This is a genomic window from Phycicoccus jejuensis (assembly GCF_044797865.1).
GTDB lineage: Bacteria > Actinomycetota > Actinomycetes > Actinomycetales > Dermatophilaceae > Phycicoccus > Phycicoccus jejuensis.
In genome coordinates this window covers 3,264,487-3,280,040 of the sequence record NZ_CP085209.1, presented here as the reverse complement: position 1 = coordinate 3,280,040, position 15,554 = coordinate 3,264,487, and the positions used below count along the sequence as shown (strand labels likewise).

Here is a 15,554-nt window from a genome sequence, read left to right as displayed (position 1 = left end):
CTTCTGCACACCAAGAGGTGCACGTGAGCGATTCCCGGACGACCGAAGGCCACTCGGACGACGAGGCCCTCCTCGCCGAGCTGGGCTACAAGCAGGAGCTGAACCGGAGCTGGTCCGGCTTCTCCAACTTCGCGATCTCCTTCTCGATCATCTCCATCCTCGCCGGCTGCTTCACGACCTTCGGCCAGGCGTGGAACAACGGCGGCCCGATCGCCATCTCGATCGGCTGGCCGATCATCTCGGCCTTCATCCTCGTCATCGGCCTGTGCATGTCGGAGCTGGTGTCGGCCTACCCGACGTCCGGCGGCATCTACTGGTGGGCGGCCAAGCTCGGTGGCGCGAAGGCGGGTTACTACACCGGCTGGCTCAACCTCATCGGCCTGCTCGCGGTCGACGCATCGGTCGCCTACGGTGCCGCGACGTTCTTCGACCTGTCGTTCAGCACGATGAGCGAGTCGTGGGCGGCGGGCTACAGCCTCCAGCGCGTGTTCTGGATGTTCCTCGTCGTCCTCGTGCTGACCGCGCTCGTCAACATCTTCGGCGGGCACCTCCTCGCGCTGCTCAACAACGTCTCGGTGTGGTGGCACGTGGTCGGCGCCGCGGCCGTCATCCTCATCCTCGTGTTCCTCCCCGAGAAGCACATGAGCGTCGCGGACGTCTTCACGATGCGGGTCAACAACAGCGGCGGGCTGGCGGGGGGTGACACCGAGGGCTTCGGCTTCTGGTTCTACGTCCTGCCCCTCGGCTTCCTCCTCACGCAGTACACGATCACCGGCTACGACGCCTCGGCCCACCTCTCGGAGGAGACGCAGGGCGCGGCCGACGGTGCGGCCAAGGGCATCTGGCGCTCGATCTTCTACTCGGCCATCGGTGGCTGGATCCTCCTGCTGTCCTTCCTCTTCGCCGTCCAGGACCCCGCGGCGGTCACCGAGGGCGGTGGCAGCGTGGCCCTGATCTTCAACCAGGCGCTCTCGTCGGGCTGGGCCGGCACCGTGCTCCTCATCGCGAGCATCGGCCAGTTCTTCTGCACCACCGCCTGCATGACCTCGACGAGCCGGATGCTCTTCGCCTTCAGCCGCGACGGTGCGGTGCCGGGTGCCTCCCGGTGGGCGCGGCTCAACAGCCGCAAGGTGCCGGCCAACGCGGTCCTCGTCTCGTCCGTCGTGGCCGCGATCATCACCCTCCCGGCGCTCGTCGAGGTCGACATCAACGGGGCCCCGGTCCCGGTGGCCTTCTACGCCGTCGTGTCGGTGGCCGTCATCGGCCTCTACCTCGCCTTCGCCATCCCGATCTACCTGCGGTGGAAGGCCGGTGACTCCTTCCAGCAGGGCCGGTGGAACCTCGGCAGCAAGTGGCGGTGGATGGCCCCGCTCGCGGTCGCGGAGATCGCGGTCGTGTCGGTGTACTTCGTCCTCCCGTTCACCCCGGCCGCGAACCCGCTGAACGACGAGTTCAGCTGGAAGTTCGTCAACTACGCCCCCATCCTCACCGGTGGCACGCTCGTCGCGCTGTGGGTCGGGTGGCACCTGTCGGCGAAGAAGTGGTTCACCGGGCCGAAGACGACGATCGACCTGCCCGAGGGCATGACCGGCGCCGACGAGATCGCGCTCGAGCACCACGGCAAGACGGCCCACGGCGGGGTGGAGCACGACTGGAAGCCCGGCGACCCGCTGAAGTGACCGGCCCCTCCGTGACCGGTCACCACGAGGTCCTCGACGGGATCCCCGTCCTCGCCGGGCAGGCGCGCCACGTGACGCGCCTGCCCGGCGGGCTGACCAACACCAACCTGCGGGTGCGCACCGGCACCGGCCTCGACGTCGTCGTGCGCCTCTCGGACCCCGGGACCGGGCTGCTCGGGGTCGACCGGCACGCCGAGTTCGTCAACACCCTCGCCGCGGCGGGCACCGGGGTCGGGGCGCCGGTCGTCGACTACCTCGGCGGCCGCGGCATCCTCGTCGTCGCCTTCCTGCCCGGGCGCACGTGGGGGGACGCCGACGTCGCGGCCAACCTGCCCCGGCTCGCGACGGCGCTGCGCCGGCTGCACTCCGCGCCGGGGTTCGTCGGCCGCTTCGACATGACCGCGCTGCGCCGGGAGTACCGCCGGGTCGTCGAGCAGCAGGGCTTCGCGCTCCCGCCCGGGTACGACGACCTCGAGCCCGTTGCCGAGCGCGCCGAGGCCGCCCTGGCCGCGCGGCCCGAGCCGCTCGTGCCCTGCCACAACGACCTGCTCGCCGCCAACGTCCTCGACGACGGGGGCGACCTGCGCATCATCGACTACGAGTACTCCGGGATGAACGAGCCGTCCTTCGAGCTGGGCAACGCGGCCGCCGAGGCCGGCCTCGACCACGAGGCGCTCGCCGAGCTGTGCGCGGTCTACCACGCTCGGCGCGACCCCGGCGACGCGGCGCGGGCCGAGCTCTGGGGCTTCCTCGCCCGCTACGGCTGGACGCTGTGGGGCGTCATCCAGGAGGGACGTGGCGAGATCGACTTCGACTTCCGGGCGTGGGCCACGGAGAAGCTCGACGCCGCGCGGGAGCTCGCCGGAGGGCCGCGCTGGGAACGGCTGCTGGCCGGGGCGGCGGGATCATGAGCGGCGAGCTGCCCTCCCGCGCACGGGTGGTCGTCGTCGGTGGCGGGGTCATCGGCGCCTCCGTCGCCTACCATCTGGCGCACCTGGGGGAGACCGACGTCGTCGTCCTCGAGCAGGGCACGCTGTCGTGCGGCACGACCTGGCACGCAGCCGGGCTCGTCGGGCAGCTGCGCGCCAGCGAGGCCGCGACACGGCTCGTCCGCTACTCGACGGAGCTCTACGGCCGGCTCGAGGCCGAGACGGGGCTCTCGACCGGCTACCGCGTCTGCGGCGGCCTCACCGTCGCCCGGACCCCCGAGCGGATGGTGCAGCTGCGGCGCACGGTCGCCAGCGCCGCCGCGTACGACCTCGAGTGCGAGCTGCTGACCCCCGCGCAGGCCGCGGAGCGCTACCCGCTGCTGCACACCGACGACCTCGTCGGCGCCATCTGGCTGCCGGGCGACGGGCGCGCGGACCCGGCGGACCTCACCCAGGCGCTCGCCCGCGGCGCGCGGCAGCTCGGCGTGCGCGTCCACGAGCGGGTGCGCGTCACCGGGATGCACCTGGAGCAGCGCGGTGACCGGCGGCGCGTCACGGGTGTCGTCACCGACCGTGGGGAGGTCGAGTGCGAGGTGGTCGTCAACGCCGCCGGCCAGTGGGCGCCGCTCGTCGGGGCGATGGCCGGCGTCGGTGTGCCCCTGCACTCGGCGGAGCACTTCTACGTCGTCACCGACCAGGTCGAGGGCGTGCACCGCGACCTGCCGGTGCTGCGCGACCCGGACGGCTACACGTACGTCAAGGAGGAGGTCGGTGGCCTGCTCGTCGGCGGCTTCGAGCCCGAGGCCAAGCCGTGGGTCGCGCCGCAGGACATCCCCTACCCGTTCGAGTTCCAGCTGCTCGAGGAGGACTGGGAGCACTTCTCGGTGCTCATGGACAGCGCGGTCCACCGCCTCCCGGTGCTCGCCGAGACGGGCATCCGCAAGTTCTACAACGGGCCCGAGTCCTTCACGCCGGACAACCAGTTCATCCTCGGCGAGGCCCCCGCGTGCGACGGGTTCTTCGTCGCCGCCGGCTTCAACTCCGTCGGCATCGCGTCGGCGGGCGGCGCAGGTCGGGCGCTCGCCGAGTGGGTCGTCGCGGGGGAGGCGACCTCGGACCTGCTGGCCGTCGACCTGCGCCGCTTCCCGTCGGTGGCGGCCAACCCGACGTGGCTGCGCTCCCGGGTGGTCGAGGTGCTCGGGCTGCACTACGCGGTGCCGTGGCCCAACCGCGAGCTGACCTCCGGTCGGCCACAACGCTGCTCGCCGGTGCACGACCGGGTCGCCGCGCTGGGCGCGGTCTTCGGGACGCGCAACGGGTGGGAGCGTCCGCTGGTCTTCGCGCCGCCCGGGGAGGAACCGCGGCTCGAGTACTCGTGGGAGCGACCGGCGTGGGCCGACTGGTGCGACGCGGAGCAGCGCGCCACCCGCTCGGCCGTCGCGGTCTTCGACCAGACCTCGTTCAGCAAGTACCTCGTGACCGGCCCCGACGCGCTGGCCACCCTGCAGTGGACGTGCACGGCCGACGTCGACGTGCCGGTGGGGCGCACGGTCTACACGGGCATGCTCGACGAGCGCGCGGGGTACCAGGCCGACGTGACCGTGACCCGCACCGCGCCCGAGGAGTTCCTCGTCGTCTCGAGCGCCGCGACGACCGAGCGCGACCTCGACCGGCTGCGGCGCCACCGCGTCGGCCGGCCGGGCGTCGTCGACGTCACGAGCGCGTACGCCGTCCTCGGGGTCATGGGTCCGCGCTCGCGCGAGCTGCTCTCGCGCCTCATCCCCGAGCCCCTCGACGACGCCGCGCACCCGTTCGGCACCTCGCGCGTCCTGCCGCTCGGCCGCTCGATGGTGCGCGCCACCCGGATGACGTACGTCGGCGAGCTCGGGTGGGAGCTGTCCGTACCGACCGAGCAGGCGGCGGTCGTCCACGACGCGCTGATGGACGCCGGGGCGGACCTCGGTGCGGTGCCCGCGGGCTACTCGGCGATCGAGGCGCTGCGGCTCGAGAAGGGGTACCGGGCGTTCGGGCGCGAGCTGACCCCCGAGGTGACCCCGGTCGAGGCCGGGCTGCTCTTCGCCTGCGACCTCGCGGGCGGCTCCGACTTCCTCGGGCGGGCGGCGCTGGAGGAGCGCCGCAGACGCGTCCCGGCGCGCCGGGTCGTCTCCCTCGTGTGCGCCGAGCCGCAGGCCTGGCTGTGGGGCGGTGAGCTCGTCCTGCGTGACGACGTGCCGGCCGGGCAGGTGACGAGCGCGGCGTGGGGCGCGACGGTCGGGGCGTCGGTCGGCCTCGCCCTCGTGGGGGACCGGGCGACCGGCTCCGCCGAGGACGGGTGGCTCGGCAGCGGGCGCTGGGAGGTCGACCTGGCGGGGGAGCGGCTGCCCCTCACGGTGTCGCGGCGTCCGCCCCTCGACCCACGGACGGCGCGGACGGTGACGCCGTGACAGACTCGACGCCACGAAAGGTCCGGAAAGGGACCTTTGCCCACGACGCCCCCGGCGTCGCCGTCCGGGAAGGAGGACCGAGCATGGGCGACCCCGCCCTCGTGACCCACCTGCCGTCGGCCATCCTCCGGCAGACCCCGGGCAACCCCTTCGAGACGACCGTCGAGCAGCTCGCGACGGCCATCCGGCTCGGCGTGTTCTTCGACGGCGATCAGCTGCCGCCCGAGCGCGAGCTCGCGGAGCGGATGGGCGTGGCGCGCGGCACGCTGCGCGACGCCATCGCCGCCCTGCGCGACGCCGGTCTGGTGACCACGCGCCGCGGCCGGGGCGGCGGGTCGGTCGTCACCTACACCGCGCCCGCTCCCGGCAGCGGAGGACCCGTGCGACGGGGGGCGACCCTGCTCGACGCGCTCGACTTCCGGCGGGTCGTGGAGCCGGGGGCCGCGTGGCTCGCGGCGAGCCGCGACCTCTCCGGCGACCAGCGCGCGTGGCTCGAGACGTGCCTGCGCGAGACGACGGAGGCCGTCGACCCGGGGGCGCACCGCCTCGCGGACAGCCGTCTCCACCTCGCGGTGGCCACGGTGTCCGGCTCGCCGATGCTCATCGAGGCGGTCACCCGCGCGCAGGCGGCGCTCGGCGAGCTGCTCACGGCGATCCCCGTGCTCCGCAAGAACATCCAGCACTCGCACGACCAGCACCGGGCGGTCGTCGCTGCCATCCTGACCGGGGCGGCCGACGACGCGCGGACCGCCATGGAAGAACACTGCGACGCGACCTCCGCACTCCTGCGGGGGCTCATCGGATGACCGGGAGGACGACCATGACGACCCCGACCCACCTCGGCGGACCGCCGCGCCTGACCCTCGAGCAGCTGCGGACCGACGTGGCCGACGGCACCGTCGACACCGTCATCGTCGCGTTCACCGACATGCAGGGACGGTTGCAGGGCAAGCGGATCCACGCGGCCTTCTTCCTCGAGCACGTCCTCGACGGCGGGACCGAGGGCTGCAACTACCTCCTCGCCGTCGACGTCGACATGAACACCGTCGGGGGCTACGCGATCTCGTCGTGGGAGCGCGGCTACGGCGACATGTTCTTCGACCTCGACCTCTCGACCCTGCGGCGCACCCCCGCGCACCCGGGGTCGGTCACCGTCCAGTGCGACCTGTCGTGGCTCGACGGCTCGGGCGAGGTCGTGCAGTCGCCGCGGACCATCCTCAAGAAGCAGGTGGCCGCGGCGCAGGAGGGCGGCTGGGGCGCCTTCGCCGGCACCGAGCTCGAGTTCATCCTCTTCGAGGACTCCTACGACAGCGCCTGGGACCGCCGCTACCAGGGCCTGACCGGGGCCAACCGGTACAACGTCGACTACTCGATCCTCGGCGGCAGCAAGGTCGAGCCGGTCCTGCGCGAGATCCGCAACGAGATGTACCGCGCCGGGATGACCGTCGAGTCGGCCAAGGGGGAGTGCAACCTCGGCCAGCACGAGGTCGGCTTCCTCTTCGACGAGGTCCTGCGCACCTGCGACAACCACACCGTCTACAAGACCGGGGCCAAGGAGATCGCGGCCCGGCACGGGCAGTCGCTGACCTTCATGGCGAAGTACGACGAGCGCGAGGGCAACTCGTGCCACGTGCACCTCTCGCTGCGCGGCACCGACGGGGAGATCGTCTTCGCCGACGACGAGCGCGAGGGGGGTCGCTCCGAGCTCTTCGACCACTTCCTCGCCGGCCTGCTCGCGACGATGCGTGAGCTCACGTACTTCTACGCGCCGAACATCAACTCCTACAAGCGATTCGCTGCCGGTTCGTTCGCCCCGACCGCCGTCGCGTGGGGCACCGACAACCGCACCTGTGCCCTGCGCGTCGTCGGCCACGGCGCCGGCCTGCGCGTCGAGAACCGCGTCCCGGGCGGGGACGTCAACCCCTACCTCACGGTGGCCGCGATGATGGCCGGCGGCCTGCACGGCATCCGTGAGGGCCTCGAGCTCCCCCCGGTCTGCGAGGGGAACGCCTACACGGGCGAGTACGACCACGTCCCGACGACCCTCGCCGAGGCGCGGGACCTGCTCGCCGGCAGCGCGGTGGCCCGCGCCGCGTTCGGCGACGAGGTCGTCGACCACTACGTCAACGCCGCCGACGTCGAGATCACCGCGTTCAACGCGGCGGTCACCGACTGGGAGCGGGTCCGCGGATTCGAGAGGCTGTGAGCACCCAGCGATGAGCACCACCACGCACGACGTCATCGACCCGGCGACCGAGGAGGTCGTCACCACGGTCACCCTGGCCGGCGTCGAGGAGACCGACGCCGCGGTCGCGCGGGCCGTCGAGGTCGGGCCGGCCTGGCGCGCCGTCGCGCCCGCCGACCGCGGGATGCTCCTGCGCCGCTTCGCCGACCTCGTCGAGGAGCACACCGAGGAGCTCGCGCGGCTCGAGGTCCGCAACGCGGGGCACACCATCGGCAACGCCCGCTGGGAGGCCGGCAACGTCGTCAACGTCCTGCGTTACTTCTCCGCCGCTCCGGAACGCCTCTTCGGCCGGCAGATCCCGGTCGCGGGCGGCCTCGACGTGACCTTCCGTGAGGCGCTCGGCGTCGTCGGCATCATCGTCCCCTGGAACTTCCCGATGCCGATCATGGGCTGGGGGATGGCCCCCGCGCTGGCCGCCGGCAACACCGTCGTGCTCAAGCCGGCCGAGCTCACCCCGCTCACGGCGATGCGGATCGGCGAGCTCGCGCTCGAGGCCGGCCTCCCGGAGGGTGTGCTGCAGGTCCTGCCCGGCGCCGGCGCCGTCGTCGGCGAGCGCTTCGTCACCCACCCCGACGTCCGCAAGATCGCCTTCACCGGCTCGACCCGGGTCGGGCAGGGGATCATGCGCGGCGCTGCGGAGCACCTCAAGCGGGTGACGCTCGAGCTCGGCGGCAAGTCCGCCAACGTCGTCTTCGCCGACGCCGACCTCGACAAGGCGGCGGCCGCGGCCCCGATGAGCTTCCTCGACAACGCCGGCCAGGACTGCTGCGCCCGCACCCGGATCCTCGTGCAGCGCAGCGTCCTCGACGCGTTCATGGAGCGCTTCGAGACCGCCGTCCGCGACGTCGTCGTCGGCGACCCGGGGGACGAGGCGACGCAGATGGGCCCGCTCGTCAGCGAGCGGCAGCGCGAGACCGTCCGCGGCTACGTCGACGGCACCGACGGGCACGACGCGGTCGACGTCGCCTTTCGGGGCAGCGCCCCCGAGGGCGCCGGCTGGTGGTACCCGCCGACCGTCGTCCTGCCCTCGGGCACCGAGGACCGGATCTGGCGCGAGGAGGTCTTCGGGCCGGTCGTCGCCGTGCTGCCCTTCGAGGACGAGGCGGAGGCCGTCGCGATGGCCAACGACAGCGCCTACGGGCTCTCGGGCTCGATCTGGACGCGCGACGTCGGCCGGGCCCTGCGCGTCTCGCGCGGCATCGAGGCGGGCAACCTCTCGGTCAACAGCCACTCGTCGGTCCGCTACTCCACGCCCTTCGGCGGGTTCAAGCAGAGCGGCATCGGCCGTGAGCTCGGGCCCGACGCCCTCGACGCGTTCACCGAGGTGAAGAACGTCTTCATCTCCACCGAGGACTGAGCTCCGCTCCACCCCGACCACCCACCGCACCACCCAGCACCGAGGAGAGAACATGTCAGGCAGGCTCGCGGGCAAGGTCGCCGTCGTCACCGGCGGCTGCTCCGGCATCGGCCTCGCGACCGTGCGTCGCTTCGCCGAGGAGGGCGCGACCGTCGTCGTCGCCGACCTCGCGGACGAGGCGGGCGAGGCCCTCGCCGCCGAGATCGGCGGCACGTACGTGCACTGCGACGTCGCGTCCAAGGACGACGTCGACGCCCTCTTCGCCACGGCGAAGGAGAAGCACGGCCGGGTCGACATCGCCTTCAACAACGCGGGGATCAGCCCGCCCGAGGACGACTCGATCCTCGACACCGACCTCGACGCGTGGCGCCGGGTGCAGGAGGTCAACCTCACCTCGGTGTACCTCTGCTGCAAGGCGGTCATCCCGATGATGCGCGAGCAGGGCGGCGGCTCGATCATCAACACGGCGAGCTTCGTCGCGGTCATGGGTGCGGCGACGTCGCAGATCTCGTACTCCGCGTCCAAGGGCGGCGTCCTGTCGATGACCCGCGAGCTCGGCGTGCAGTTCGCCCGCGAGGGCATCCGGGTCAACGCCCTCTGCCCGGGCCCGGTCAACACGCCGCTGCTCAAGGAGCTGTTCGCCAAGGACGCCGAGCGCGCCGCGCGCCGCCTCGTCCACGTGCCGATGGGTCGCTTCGGCGAGCCGGAGGAGATGGCGAACGCGGTGCTCTTCCTCGCCTCGGACGAGTCGAGCTTCATGACCGCCTCGACCTTCCTCGTCGACGGCGGCATCTCGGGCGCCTACGTCACGCCGCTCTGAGCCCGGCCGTGCCCACCCACCGCCCGGTCATCGGGATCACCTGCTACGTCGAGGACGTCGACCGCTACCCCTGGGTGGGGCAGCGCAGCGTCGTCCTGCCGCACCGGTACGTCGCGCAGGTCGAGGCGGCGGGTGGGGTGGCCGTCGTCCTGCCCCCGCGACCCGACGTCGACGCGGCGCTCGCCCGCTCGGTGCTCGAGCGCGTGGACGGGCTCGTCGTCGCCGGGGGAGCGGACGTCGAGGCCGGCCGCTACGGCGCGCAGCCGCACCCCACCTCCCAGGCGCCGCGGCCCGACCGCGACGCCTGGGAGACGGCCCTGGTCCGGGCGGCTGCGGAGGTCGACCTGCCGGTCCTCGGCGTCTGCCGGGGGATGCAGGTGATGGCCGTCGCGGACGGCGGGACGCTGGAGCAGCACCTGCCGGACCGCGTCGGGCACGAGGCGCACTGCCCGAGCCCCGGCGTCTACACCTCGCACCACGTCGACCCGGTGCCGGGGAGCCTCCTCGCGTCCTTCGTCGGCGAGCTGCCGCTCGACGTGCCGACCTACCACCACCAGGCGGTGCTCGCCTCCTCCCTGGAGGGGTCGGGCTGGGTGCCGGCGGCGTGGCACGGCGACGGGACGCTCGAGGCGATGGAGGACCCGCGGGCCCGCTTCCGCCTCGGGGTGCAGTGGCACGCCGAGGAGGGGGAGCTCGCCGACCTGTTCGTCGCGCTCGTCCGCGCGGCGGCCGACGTGGCGGCGCTCCGGCCCTGAGCGCGTCCGCGGCTCAGGCGCGGGCGTCGCGCCCGAGCTCGTCGAGCACCCGGCGGAAGCCGGCGTAGCGCCGCGGCCCCACCTCGGCGGCGAAGGTCTCCTCGGCCCGCGCCATGGCGTCCCGGGCCCGGCCGAGGAGCCGCTCGCCCTCGGGCGTGAGGCGGACGCGGCGCACGCGGCGGTCGCCCGGCTCGGCGTCGCGGCGCACGAGCCCCGCGGTCTCGAGCTGCGTGACGAACTGTCCGCAGCCCTGCTTGGTCATCCCGAGTCGCTCCGCGAGGGCGGTGACGCTGGCGCCCTCGGACGGCACCGCGTCGAGGACCCGGACGTGCGAGAAGCGCAGCCCGGGGCCGAGCAGGCCCGCGACCTCCGACCGCAGGCGTCCGACGAGCCGCCCCAGCAGCTCGGGCAGGATCTCCTTGACGTCGGTCACAAAGTCACTTTACCTTCTGGGTGGTAAACCGACTTTACGAGGAGGGGGCATGGTCGCCACCGACGCCCTCGGCCCGGCCGCCGTCGACGACGACGAGCTCGCCCGGATGCTCGCCGCCCACCACGGGGTGGACGGTCCGGCCACGGTGCGGGACGTCGAGGTGAGCGAGTTCGCCTACGACCTCGTGGCCATCACGACGCGCTCGCGGCACCTGGTGTGCGGGACGCTCGTGACGGCGGAGGGTGAGCGGCCCTTCCGGCTCTTCGTCAAGGTCGTCCAGGCCTGGGAGCGCTCGCCGCTCTTCGCGCAGGTCCCGGAGCACCTGCGGGCGGTGGCGGCGGCGGGGGTGCCCTGGCGCACCGAGCCGCTCGCCTACCGCTCGGACCTCGCAGACCGGTTGCCGGCGGGGCTGACGATGCCGGCCGCGGTCGCCGTCCGCGACCTCGACGAGCTGTCCTGCGCCCTCTGGCTCGAGGAGCTCGACGTCGTCGACGAACCGTGGGACGAGCAGCGCTCGGTGCGCGCCGCACGCCTGCTCGGCCGGCTGTCGGGCAGCCCGCGCGTGGCGCCGCTGGCGAGCGTCGGCGGCGTCCGGCTCACCCTGCGCGACTACCGCGACGGGCGGCTGGCGCACCAGGTCCTGCCGATGCTGCGGGACGACGGTCCGTGGCGCCACCCGCTCGTCGCCGACGCGTTCGACGCCGACCTGCGCGGGCGGCTGCTCGAGGCGGCCGGGCGCGCGGGCGAGCTCGTCGAGGAAACGATGGCCCTGCCGCACCTGCCCGCCCACGGCGACGCCTGCCCGAACAACCTGCTCGCCGTGCGGGGCCTCGACGGCTTCGCCCTCGTCGACTACGGCTACTGGATGCCGATGCCGGCGGGCGCCGACCTCGGCCAGCTCCTCGTCGGTGACGTGCAGACCGGCCGCGCGCCGGCCGGCGACCTCGCCGGTCGCGACGCCGCCCACCGTGCGGCCTACGTCGCGGGGCTGCGCGACGAGGGCTGCGACGTGCCCGCGGAGGTCGTGGCCCGGGGCCACGCCGTGCACCACCTCGTGCTCACCGGGCTGTCGAGCCTGCCCTGGGAGCACCTCGGCGCCGAGCCCTCGCCGGCGCTCACCGCGCTCGCCCGGGACCGGGCCGCCATCGCCCGGTTCTGTCTCGACAGGGTGGACGAGACCGCCACCGCCTGACGCCGGGGTGACAATGGGCCGGTGAGCCGACTCAACAGACTGGCCGTCGCCGCCGGCGCCGCGAGCGCCCTCGGGGCCCTCGCCGCCGCCGGGCGCGGCGTGGGTGCCGCCATGGGGGCACGACCGGACGGGGTCCGCCTCGAGCGGATGCGGCGCTCGCCGCACTACCGCGCGGGCGCCTTCCACAACCGCCGCCGCGGGACGGCGTCGATGCCGACGAGCCAGCGCGACGTGCTCGAGCGCTACCGGGCCAACGCCGAGACGCGCCGGCCTGCGGGGCCCATCCCCGTCGTCAGCGCGCACCGCGAGCCCGCGACCGAGGGCCTGCACGTCACGTGGTTCGGTCACGCCAGCGCCCTCGTCGAGCTCGACGGCGTCCGTCTCCTGCTCGACCCGGTGTGGAGCGAGCGCTGCTCGCCGAGCCAGCACGTCGGCCCCCGACGCCTTCACGCGACCCCCGTGCCGCTCGAGGCGCTCGGGCGCATCGACGCCGTCGTCATCTCGCACGACCACTACGACCACCTCGACATGGCGAGCATCCAGGCGCTCGCCGCCGGCACGGACGCCGTCTTCGTGGTGCCGCTCGGCATCGGCGCGCACCTCGACGTCTGGGGCGTGCCCGGGGCGCGGGTCGTCGAGTGCGACTGGGGCGAGGGACACGACGTCCGCGGCGTGCGGGTGACCGCGGTCGAGTCGCAGCACTTCTCGGGTCGCGGCCTGCGCCGCGACGGGACGCTCTGGGCCTCGTGGGTGCTCGCCGGCCCCGGCGGGCGCGTGTTCTTCAGCGGCGACACCGGGTACTTCGACGGGTATGCCGGGATCGGGGCCGAGCACGGCCCGTTCGACGTCTCGCTCATGGCCGTCGGTGCCTATGACGCCGCGTGGCGCGACATCCACCTCGACCCCGAGGAGGCCGTCCGCGCGACCGTCGAGCTCGGCGGCGGCCTGCTGCTGCCGATCCACTGGTGCACCTTCGTGCTCGCCCCGCACCCGTGGGCCGAGCCGGTCGAGCGCCTGCTCGTCGCCGCGGCGACCGAGGGCGTCCCGGTCGTCGTCCCGCGCGTCGGCGACCGGGTCGACGTGGCGGACCCGCCCGGCCTCGACCCGTGGTGGGAAGCGGCGGCCGGCCTCCCCGTGCGAGCCTGAGCACCGCCCCCGCCCCGGACGGTCAGCCCGGACCCCGGCTCGTGGCCCGCACCGGGCCGCGGCGTCGACGGTGGCGCGCCACCGCCTCGCGCAGGCGGAGCACGTCCTCGGTCGTGTGGTCGCTCCACCCCCCGGTGTCGGCGAGCTTGTAGGGCACGACACCGTCGGCGCGGGCCGCCCGCCGGGCCGCCGCCCCGGCCTCGGGTGGTGTCCCACAACGGGTTCAGCGCTGCGCCACGGTCGCCGGGGTCGCCGGCACCCACCCCGAGCACCACGCGGCCGCCGGAGAGGGCCTGCAGGGTCATGGCCCCCCGGGCGAGCCCGACGGGGTCCCGCGCGAGCAGCCCGGTGACCGTCGTCCCCAGCGTGACCTTCTGCGTCCGTCCCGCCACGAGGGCGAGGACCAGCCAGGGGTCGGAGGTCGAGGGGTCCTCACCGCGGTAGTACTCCAGGTAGTCCTCGAGGAAGACGCCGTCCCAGCCGGCGCGCTCGGCCTCGACACCCAGCTCGACCAGCAGGTCGGCCGGGACGTCGTCGCCTCCGCAGGGGAGCTCGAGCCCGTACCTCATCCCGCCACCGTACGAGGACCCGGTGACATCGAGCCGTCCGGCACCGCCACGATGTGGACGGGTGCTGGCCGCCGGTCCGGCCCCGTGCCACGCTGGGCCCGTGACGTTCCGTGACGCGGCCACCACCGCGATCATCATCGTGTAGCGCGACGAGAGCACTTCCTCGTCGCGCAGACCTCCCGCACCCCGGGAGGTCTTTTCGTTGGGAGGGACGTCACTCGGGAGGGTGCGGCCGGACCGACGGAGACGGTCGACCGCCCACCCCCGCGGGCGACCGGGCACCGGCGAGGCGATGATGGAGCACGAAGCACCACGCGTCGACGCCCCGGCACGCACGGGCCGGGGCACGGGCGCCGGGAGACCGGCCTGACTCGCGGATGGATCCGATGACCGACCTGCACGTGTACGACACGACCCTGCGTGACGGGGCGCAGCAGGAGGGGCTCAACCTCTCCGTCGCCGACAAGATGGCGATCGCGGCGCACCTCGACGAGCTCGGGGTCGGCTACATCGAGGGCGGCTGGCCGGGGGCCAACCCCAAGGACACCGAGTTCTTCGCCCGGGCCGCACGCGACCTGCGGCTGCGCAACGCCACCCTCGCCGCGTTCGGGGCCACGCGCCGGGCCGGCGGCCGTGCCGACACCGACCCGCTGGTGCGCGCGCTCCTCGACAGCCGGGCGCAGGTCGTCACGCTCGTCGCCAAGTCGCACACCGGGCACGTCGAGCGCGCCCTGCGCACGACGCTCGCCGAGAACCTCGAGATGGTCCGCGACACCGTCTCCTTCCTCGTCGGGGAGGGCCGCCGGGTCTTCCTCGACGCCGAGCACTTCTTCGACGGCTACCGCACCGACCGCGACTACGCGCTCGAGGTCGTCCGGGCCGCGATGGAGTCCGGCGCGGAGGTCGCGGCCCTCTGCGACACCAACGGCGGGCTGCTGCCCGGCGAGGTCGGCGGCATCGTCGACGACGTCGTCCGCTCGACCGGCGCGCGCGTGGGCATCCACTGCCACAACGACACCGGCTGCGCCGTCGCCAACTCGATGGCCGCCGTCGACGCCGGCGCCACGCACGTGCAGGGCACGGTCAACGGCTACGGGGAGCGCACCGGCAACGCCGACCTGCTCACCGTCGTCGCCAACCTCCAGCTCAAGCAGGGCCGCGCGCTCCTCGAGCCGCACCGCCTCCAGGAGGCGACCCGGATCGCGCACGCCATCGCCGAGGTGACCAACGTGCCGGCGTACTCGCGCCAGCCGTACGTCGGCTCGAGCGCGTTCGCGCACAAGGCCGGCTTGCACGCGAGCGCCATCAAGGTCGACCCCGACCTCTACCAGCACCTCGACCCCAAGCACGTCGGCAACGACATGCGGATGCTCGTCTCCGACATGGCCGGGCGCGCGTCCATCGAGCTGAAGTCCCGCGAGCTCGGCTTCGACCTCGACGCCTCCGACGAGGCGGACGCCGCGACGCTGCGCCGGGTGCTCGCCGCCGTCAAGGAGAAGGAGCTGCGCGGGTACACCTTCGACGCCGCCGACGCCAGCTTCGAGCTGCTGCTGCGCCGCGAGCTCGACGGCGGCCTGCCCGCGTTCTTCGAGACCGAGTCGTGGCGGGTCATCACCGACGCGCGGGGCGACGAGGACGCGCTGTCCGAGGCCACCGTCAAGGTGCGCGCGGCGGGGGAGCGGCACGTGGAGACCGGCGAGGGCAACGGGCCGGTGAACGCGCTCGACCACGCGCTGCGGGCCGCGCTCGCCACCACCTACCCGGAGCTCGCCGGCCTCGAGCTCATCGACTACAAGGTGCGCATCCTCGACGCCGCCCACGGCACCGACGCCGTGACGCGCGTGCTCATCGAGACCTCCGACGGCACGACGTCGTGGACGACGATCGGGGTCGCGGCGAACATCCTCGAGGCGAGCTGGGACGCGCTCGTCGAGTCGGTCACCTACGGGCTGGTCCGCGCGCAGGTGCCGCCCCGCTGACGCGCG

13 protein-coding genes and 1 pseudogene are annotated in these 15,554 nt (G+C 73.7%); 11 read left to right on the top strand and 3 right to left on the bottom strand.

The genetic code is table 11. The annotated features are described in order from the left end of the window. The first annotated feature begins 23 nt into the window (after positions 1-23). The 8 genes from LG324_RS15540 to LG324_RS15505 all read left to right on the top strand — a co-directional run bounded on the left by LG324_RS15540 (position 24) and on the right by LG324_RS15505 (position 10,229). Positions 24-1,679 carry an amino acid permease gene (locus tag LG324_RS15540; RefSeq protein ID WP_404349362.1) on the top strand — a complete coding sequence of 552 codons (1,656 nt, stop codon included), beginning with the start codon at positions 24-26 and terminating at the stop codon, positions 1,677-1,679. Between the two features lie 11 nt (positions 1,680-1,690). Next, complete coding sequence (locus LG324_RS15535) at positions 1,691-2,590, top strand: phosphotransferase (protein WP_404349359.1); 900 nt, start codon at positions 1,691-1,693, stop codon at positions 2,588-2,590. After that, entirely contained in the window at positions 2,587-5,052 is a 2,466-nt protein-coding gene (locus tag LG324_RS15530) for an FAD-dependent oxidoreductase (RefSeq protein WP_404349357.1), read from the top strand. The genes LG324_RS15535 and LG324_RS15530 overlap by 4 nt, the downstream gene beginning before the upstream one ends. Positions 5,053-5,135: 83 nt before the next feature. Next, a complete protein-coding gene (locus LG324_RS15525; RefSeq protein ID WP_404349355.1) occupies positions 5,136-5,858 on the top strand; it encodes a FadR/GntR family transcriptional regulator in 723 nt (240 codons plus the stop codon). A gap of 14 nt (positions 5,859-5,872) precedes the next feature. Continuing rightward, complete coding sequence (locus tag LG324_RS15520; protein ID WP_030527900.1) at positions 5,873-7,258, top strand: glutamine synthetase family protein; 1,386 nt, start codon at positions 5,873-5,875, stop codon at positions 7,256-7,258. A 10-nt stretch (positions 7,259-7,268) separates the two neighbouring features. Next, positions 7,269-8,654 carry an aldehyde dehydrogenase gene (locus LG324_RS15515; RefSeq protein ID WP_030527901.1) on the top strand — a complete coding sequence of 462 codons (1,386 nt, stop codon included), beginning with the start codon at positions 7,269-7,271 and terminating at the stop codon, positions 8,652-8,654. Between the two features lie 52 nt (positions 8,655-8,706). Then, on the top strand, positions 8,707-9,474 hold the full coding sequence (locus LG324_RS15510; protein ID WP_404349352.1) for a 3-oxoacyl-ACP reductase: 768 nt from the start codon (positions 8,707-8,709) through the stop codon (positions 9,472-9,474). An 8-nt stretch (positions 9,475-9,482) separates the two neighbouring features. Beyond that, complete coding sequence (locus LG324_RS15505; protein WP_404349350.1) at positions 9,483-10,229, top strand: gamma-glutamyl-gamma-aminobutyrate hydrolase family protein; 747 nt, start codon at positions 9,483-9,485, stop codon at positions 10,227-10,229. Between the two features lie 13 nt (positions 10,230-10,242). Here the strand turns inward: LG324_RS15505 and LG324_RS15500 are convergent, their stop codons facing one another. Further along, a complete protein-coding gene (locus LG324_RS15500) occupies positions 10,243-10,662 on the bottom strand; it encodes a MarR family winged helix-turn-helix transcriptional regulator (RefSeq protein ID WP_404349347.1) in 420 nt (139 codons plus the stop codon). A gap of 49 nt (positions 10,663-10,711) precedes the next feature. Between LG324_RS15500 and LG324_RS15495 the strand changes: the two genes are divergently transcribed. Together LG324_RS15495 and LG324_RS15490 are read left to right on the top strand one after the other, a co-directional pair. Continuing rightward, positions 10,712-11,854: a phosphotransferase gene (locus LG324_RS15495; protein ID WP_404349344.1), complete on the top strand. Its 1,143-nt coding sequence runs from the start codon at positions 10,712-10,714 to the stop codon at positions 11,852-11,854. A 21-nt stretch (positions 11,855-11,875) separates the two neighbouring features. Beyond that, entirely contained in the window at positions 11,876-13,000 is a 1,125-nt protein-coding gene (locus LG324_RS15490; RefSeq protein ID WP_404349341.1) for an MBL fold metallo-hydrolase, read from the top strand. A 22-nt stretch (positions 13,001-13,022) separates the two neighbouring features. Here LG324_RS15490 and LG324_RS15485 read toward each other — a convergent pair whose 3' ends face one another. Beyond that, positions 13,023-13,157 (bottom strand): hypothetical protein, encoded by a 135-nt coding sequence (locus LG324_RS15485; RefSeq protein WP_404353175.1) that lies wholly within the window; start codon positions 13,155-13,157, stop codon positions 13,023-13,025. Positions 13,158-13,296: 139 nt separating this feature from the next. Beyond that, positions 13,297-13,569, bottom strand: a pseudogene (locus tag LG324_RS15480) (LLM class flavin-dependent oxidoreductase); the annotation flags it as partial. Between the two features lie 386 nt (positions 13,570-13,955). Between LG324_RS15480 and cimA the strand changes: the two are divergent. Continuing rightward, entirely contained in the window at positions 13,956-15,548 is a 1,593-nt protein-coding gene (gene cimA, locus LG324_RS15475; protein ID WP_207023309.1) for a citramalate synthase, read from the top strand. Positions 15,549-15,554: the final 6 nt, after the last annotated feature.

Excerpts from the sequence above, each read along its gene's own strand:
- LG324_RS15530 (WP_404349357.1), top strand. The coding sequence starts at position 2,587 with ATGAGCGGCGAGCTGCCCTCCCGCGCACGGGTGGTCGTCGTCGGTGGC.
- cimA (WP_207023309.1), top strand. The coding sequence starts at position 13,956 with ATGACCGACCTGCACGTGTACGACACGACCCTGCGTGACGGGGCGCAG.
- LG324_RS15520 (WP_030527900.1), top strand. The coding sequence starts at position 5,873 with ATGACGACCCCGACCCACCTCGGCGGACCGCCGCGCCTGACCCTCGAG.
- LG324_RS15525 (WP_404349355.1), top strand. The coding sequence starts at position 5,136 with ATGGGCGACCCCGCCCTCGTGACCCACCTGCCGTCGGCCATCCTCCGG.
- LG324_RS15515 (WP_030527901.1), top strand. The coding sequence starts at position 7,269 with ATGAGCACCACCACGCACGACGTCATCGACCCGGCGACCGAGGAGGTC.
- LG324_RS15510 (WP_404349352.1), top strand. The coding sequence starts at position 8,707 with ATGTCAGGCAGGCTCGCGGGCAAGGTCGCCGTCGTCACCGGCGGCTGC.
- LG324_RS15495 (WP_404349344.1), top strand. The coding sequence starts at position 10,712 with ATGGTCGCCACCGACGCCCTCGGCCCGGCCGCCGTCGACGACGACGAG.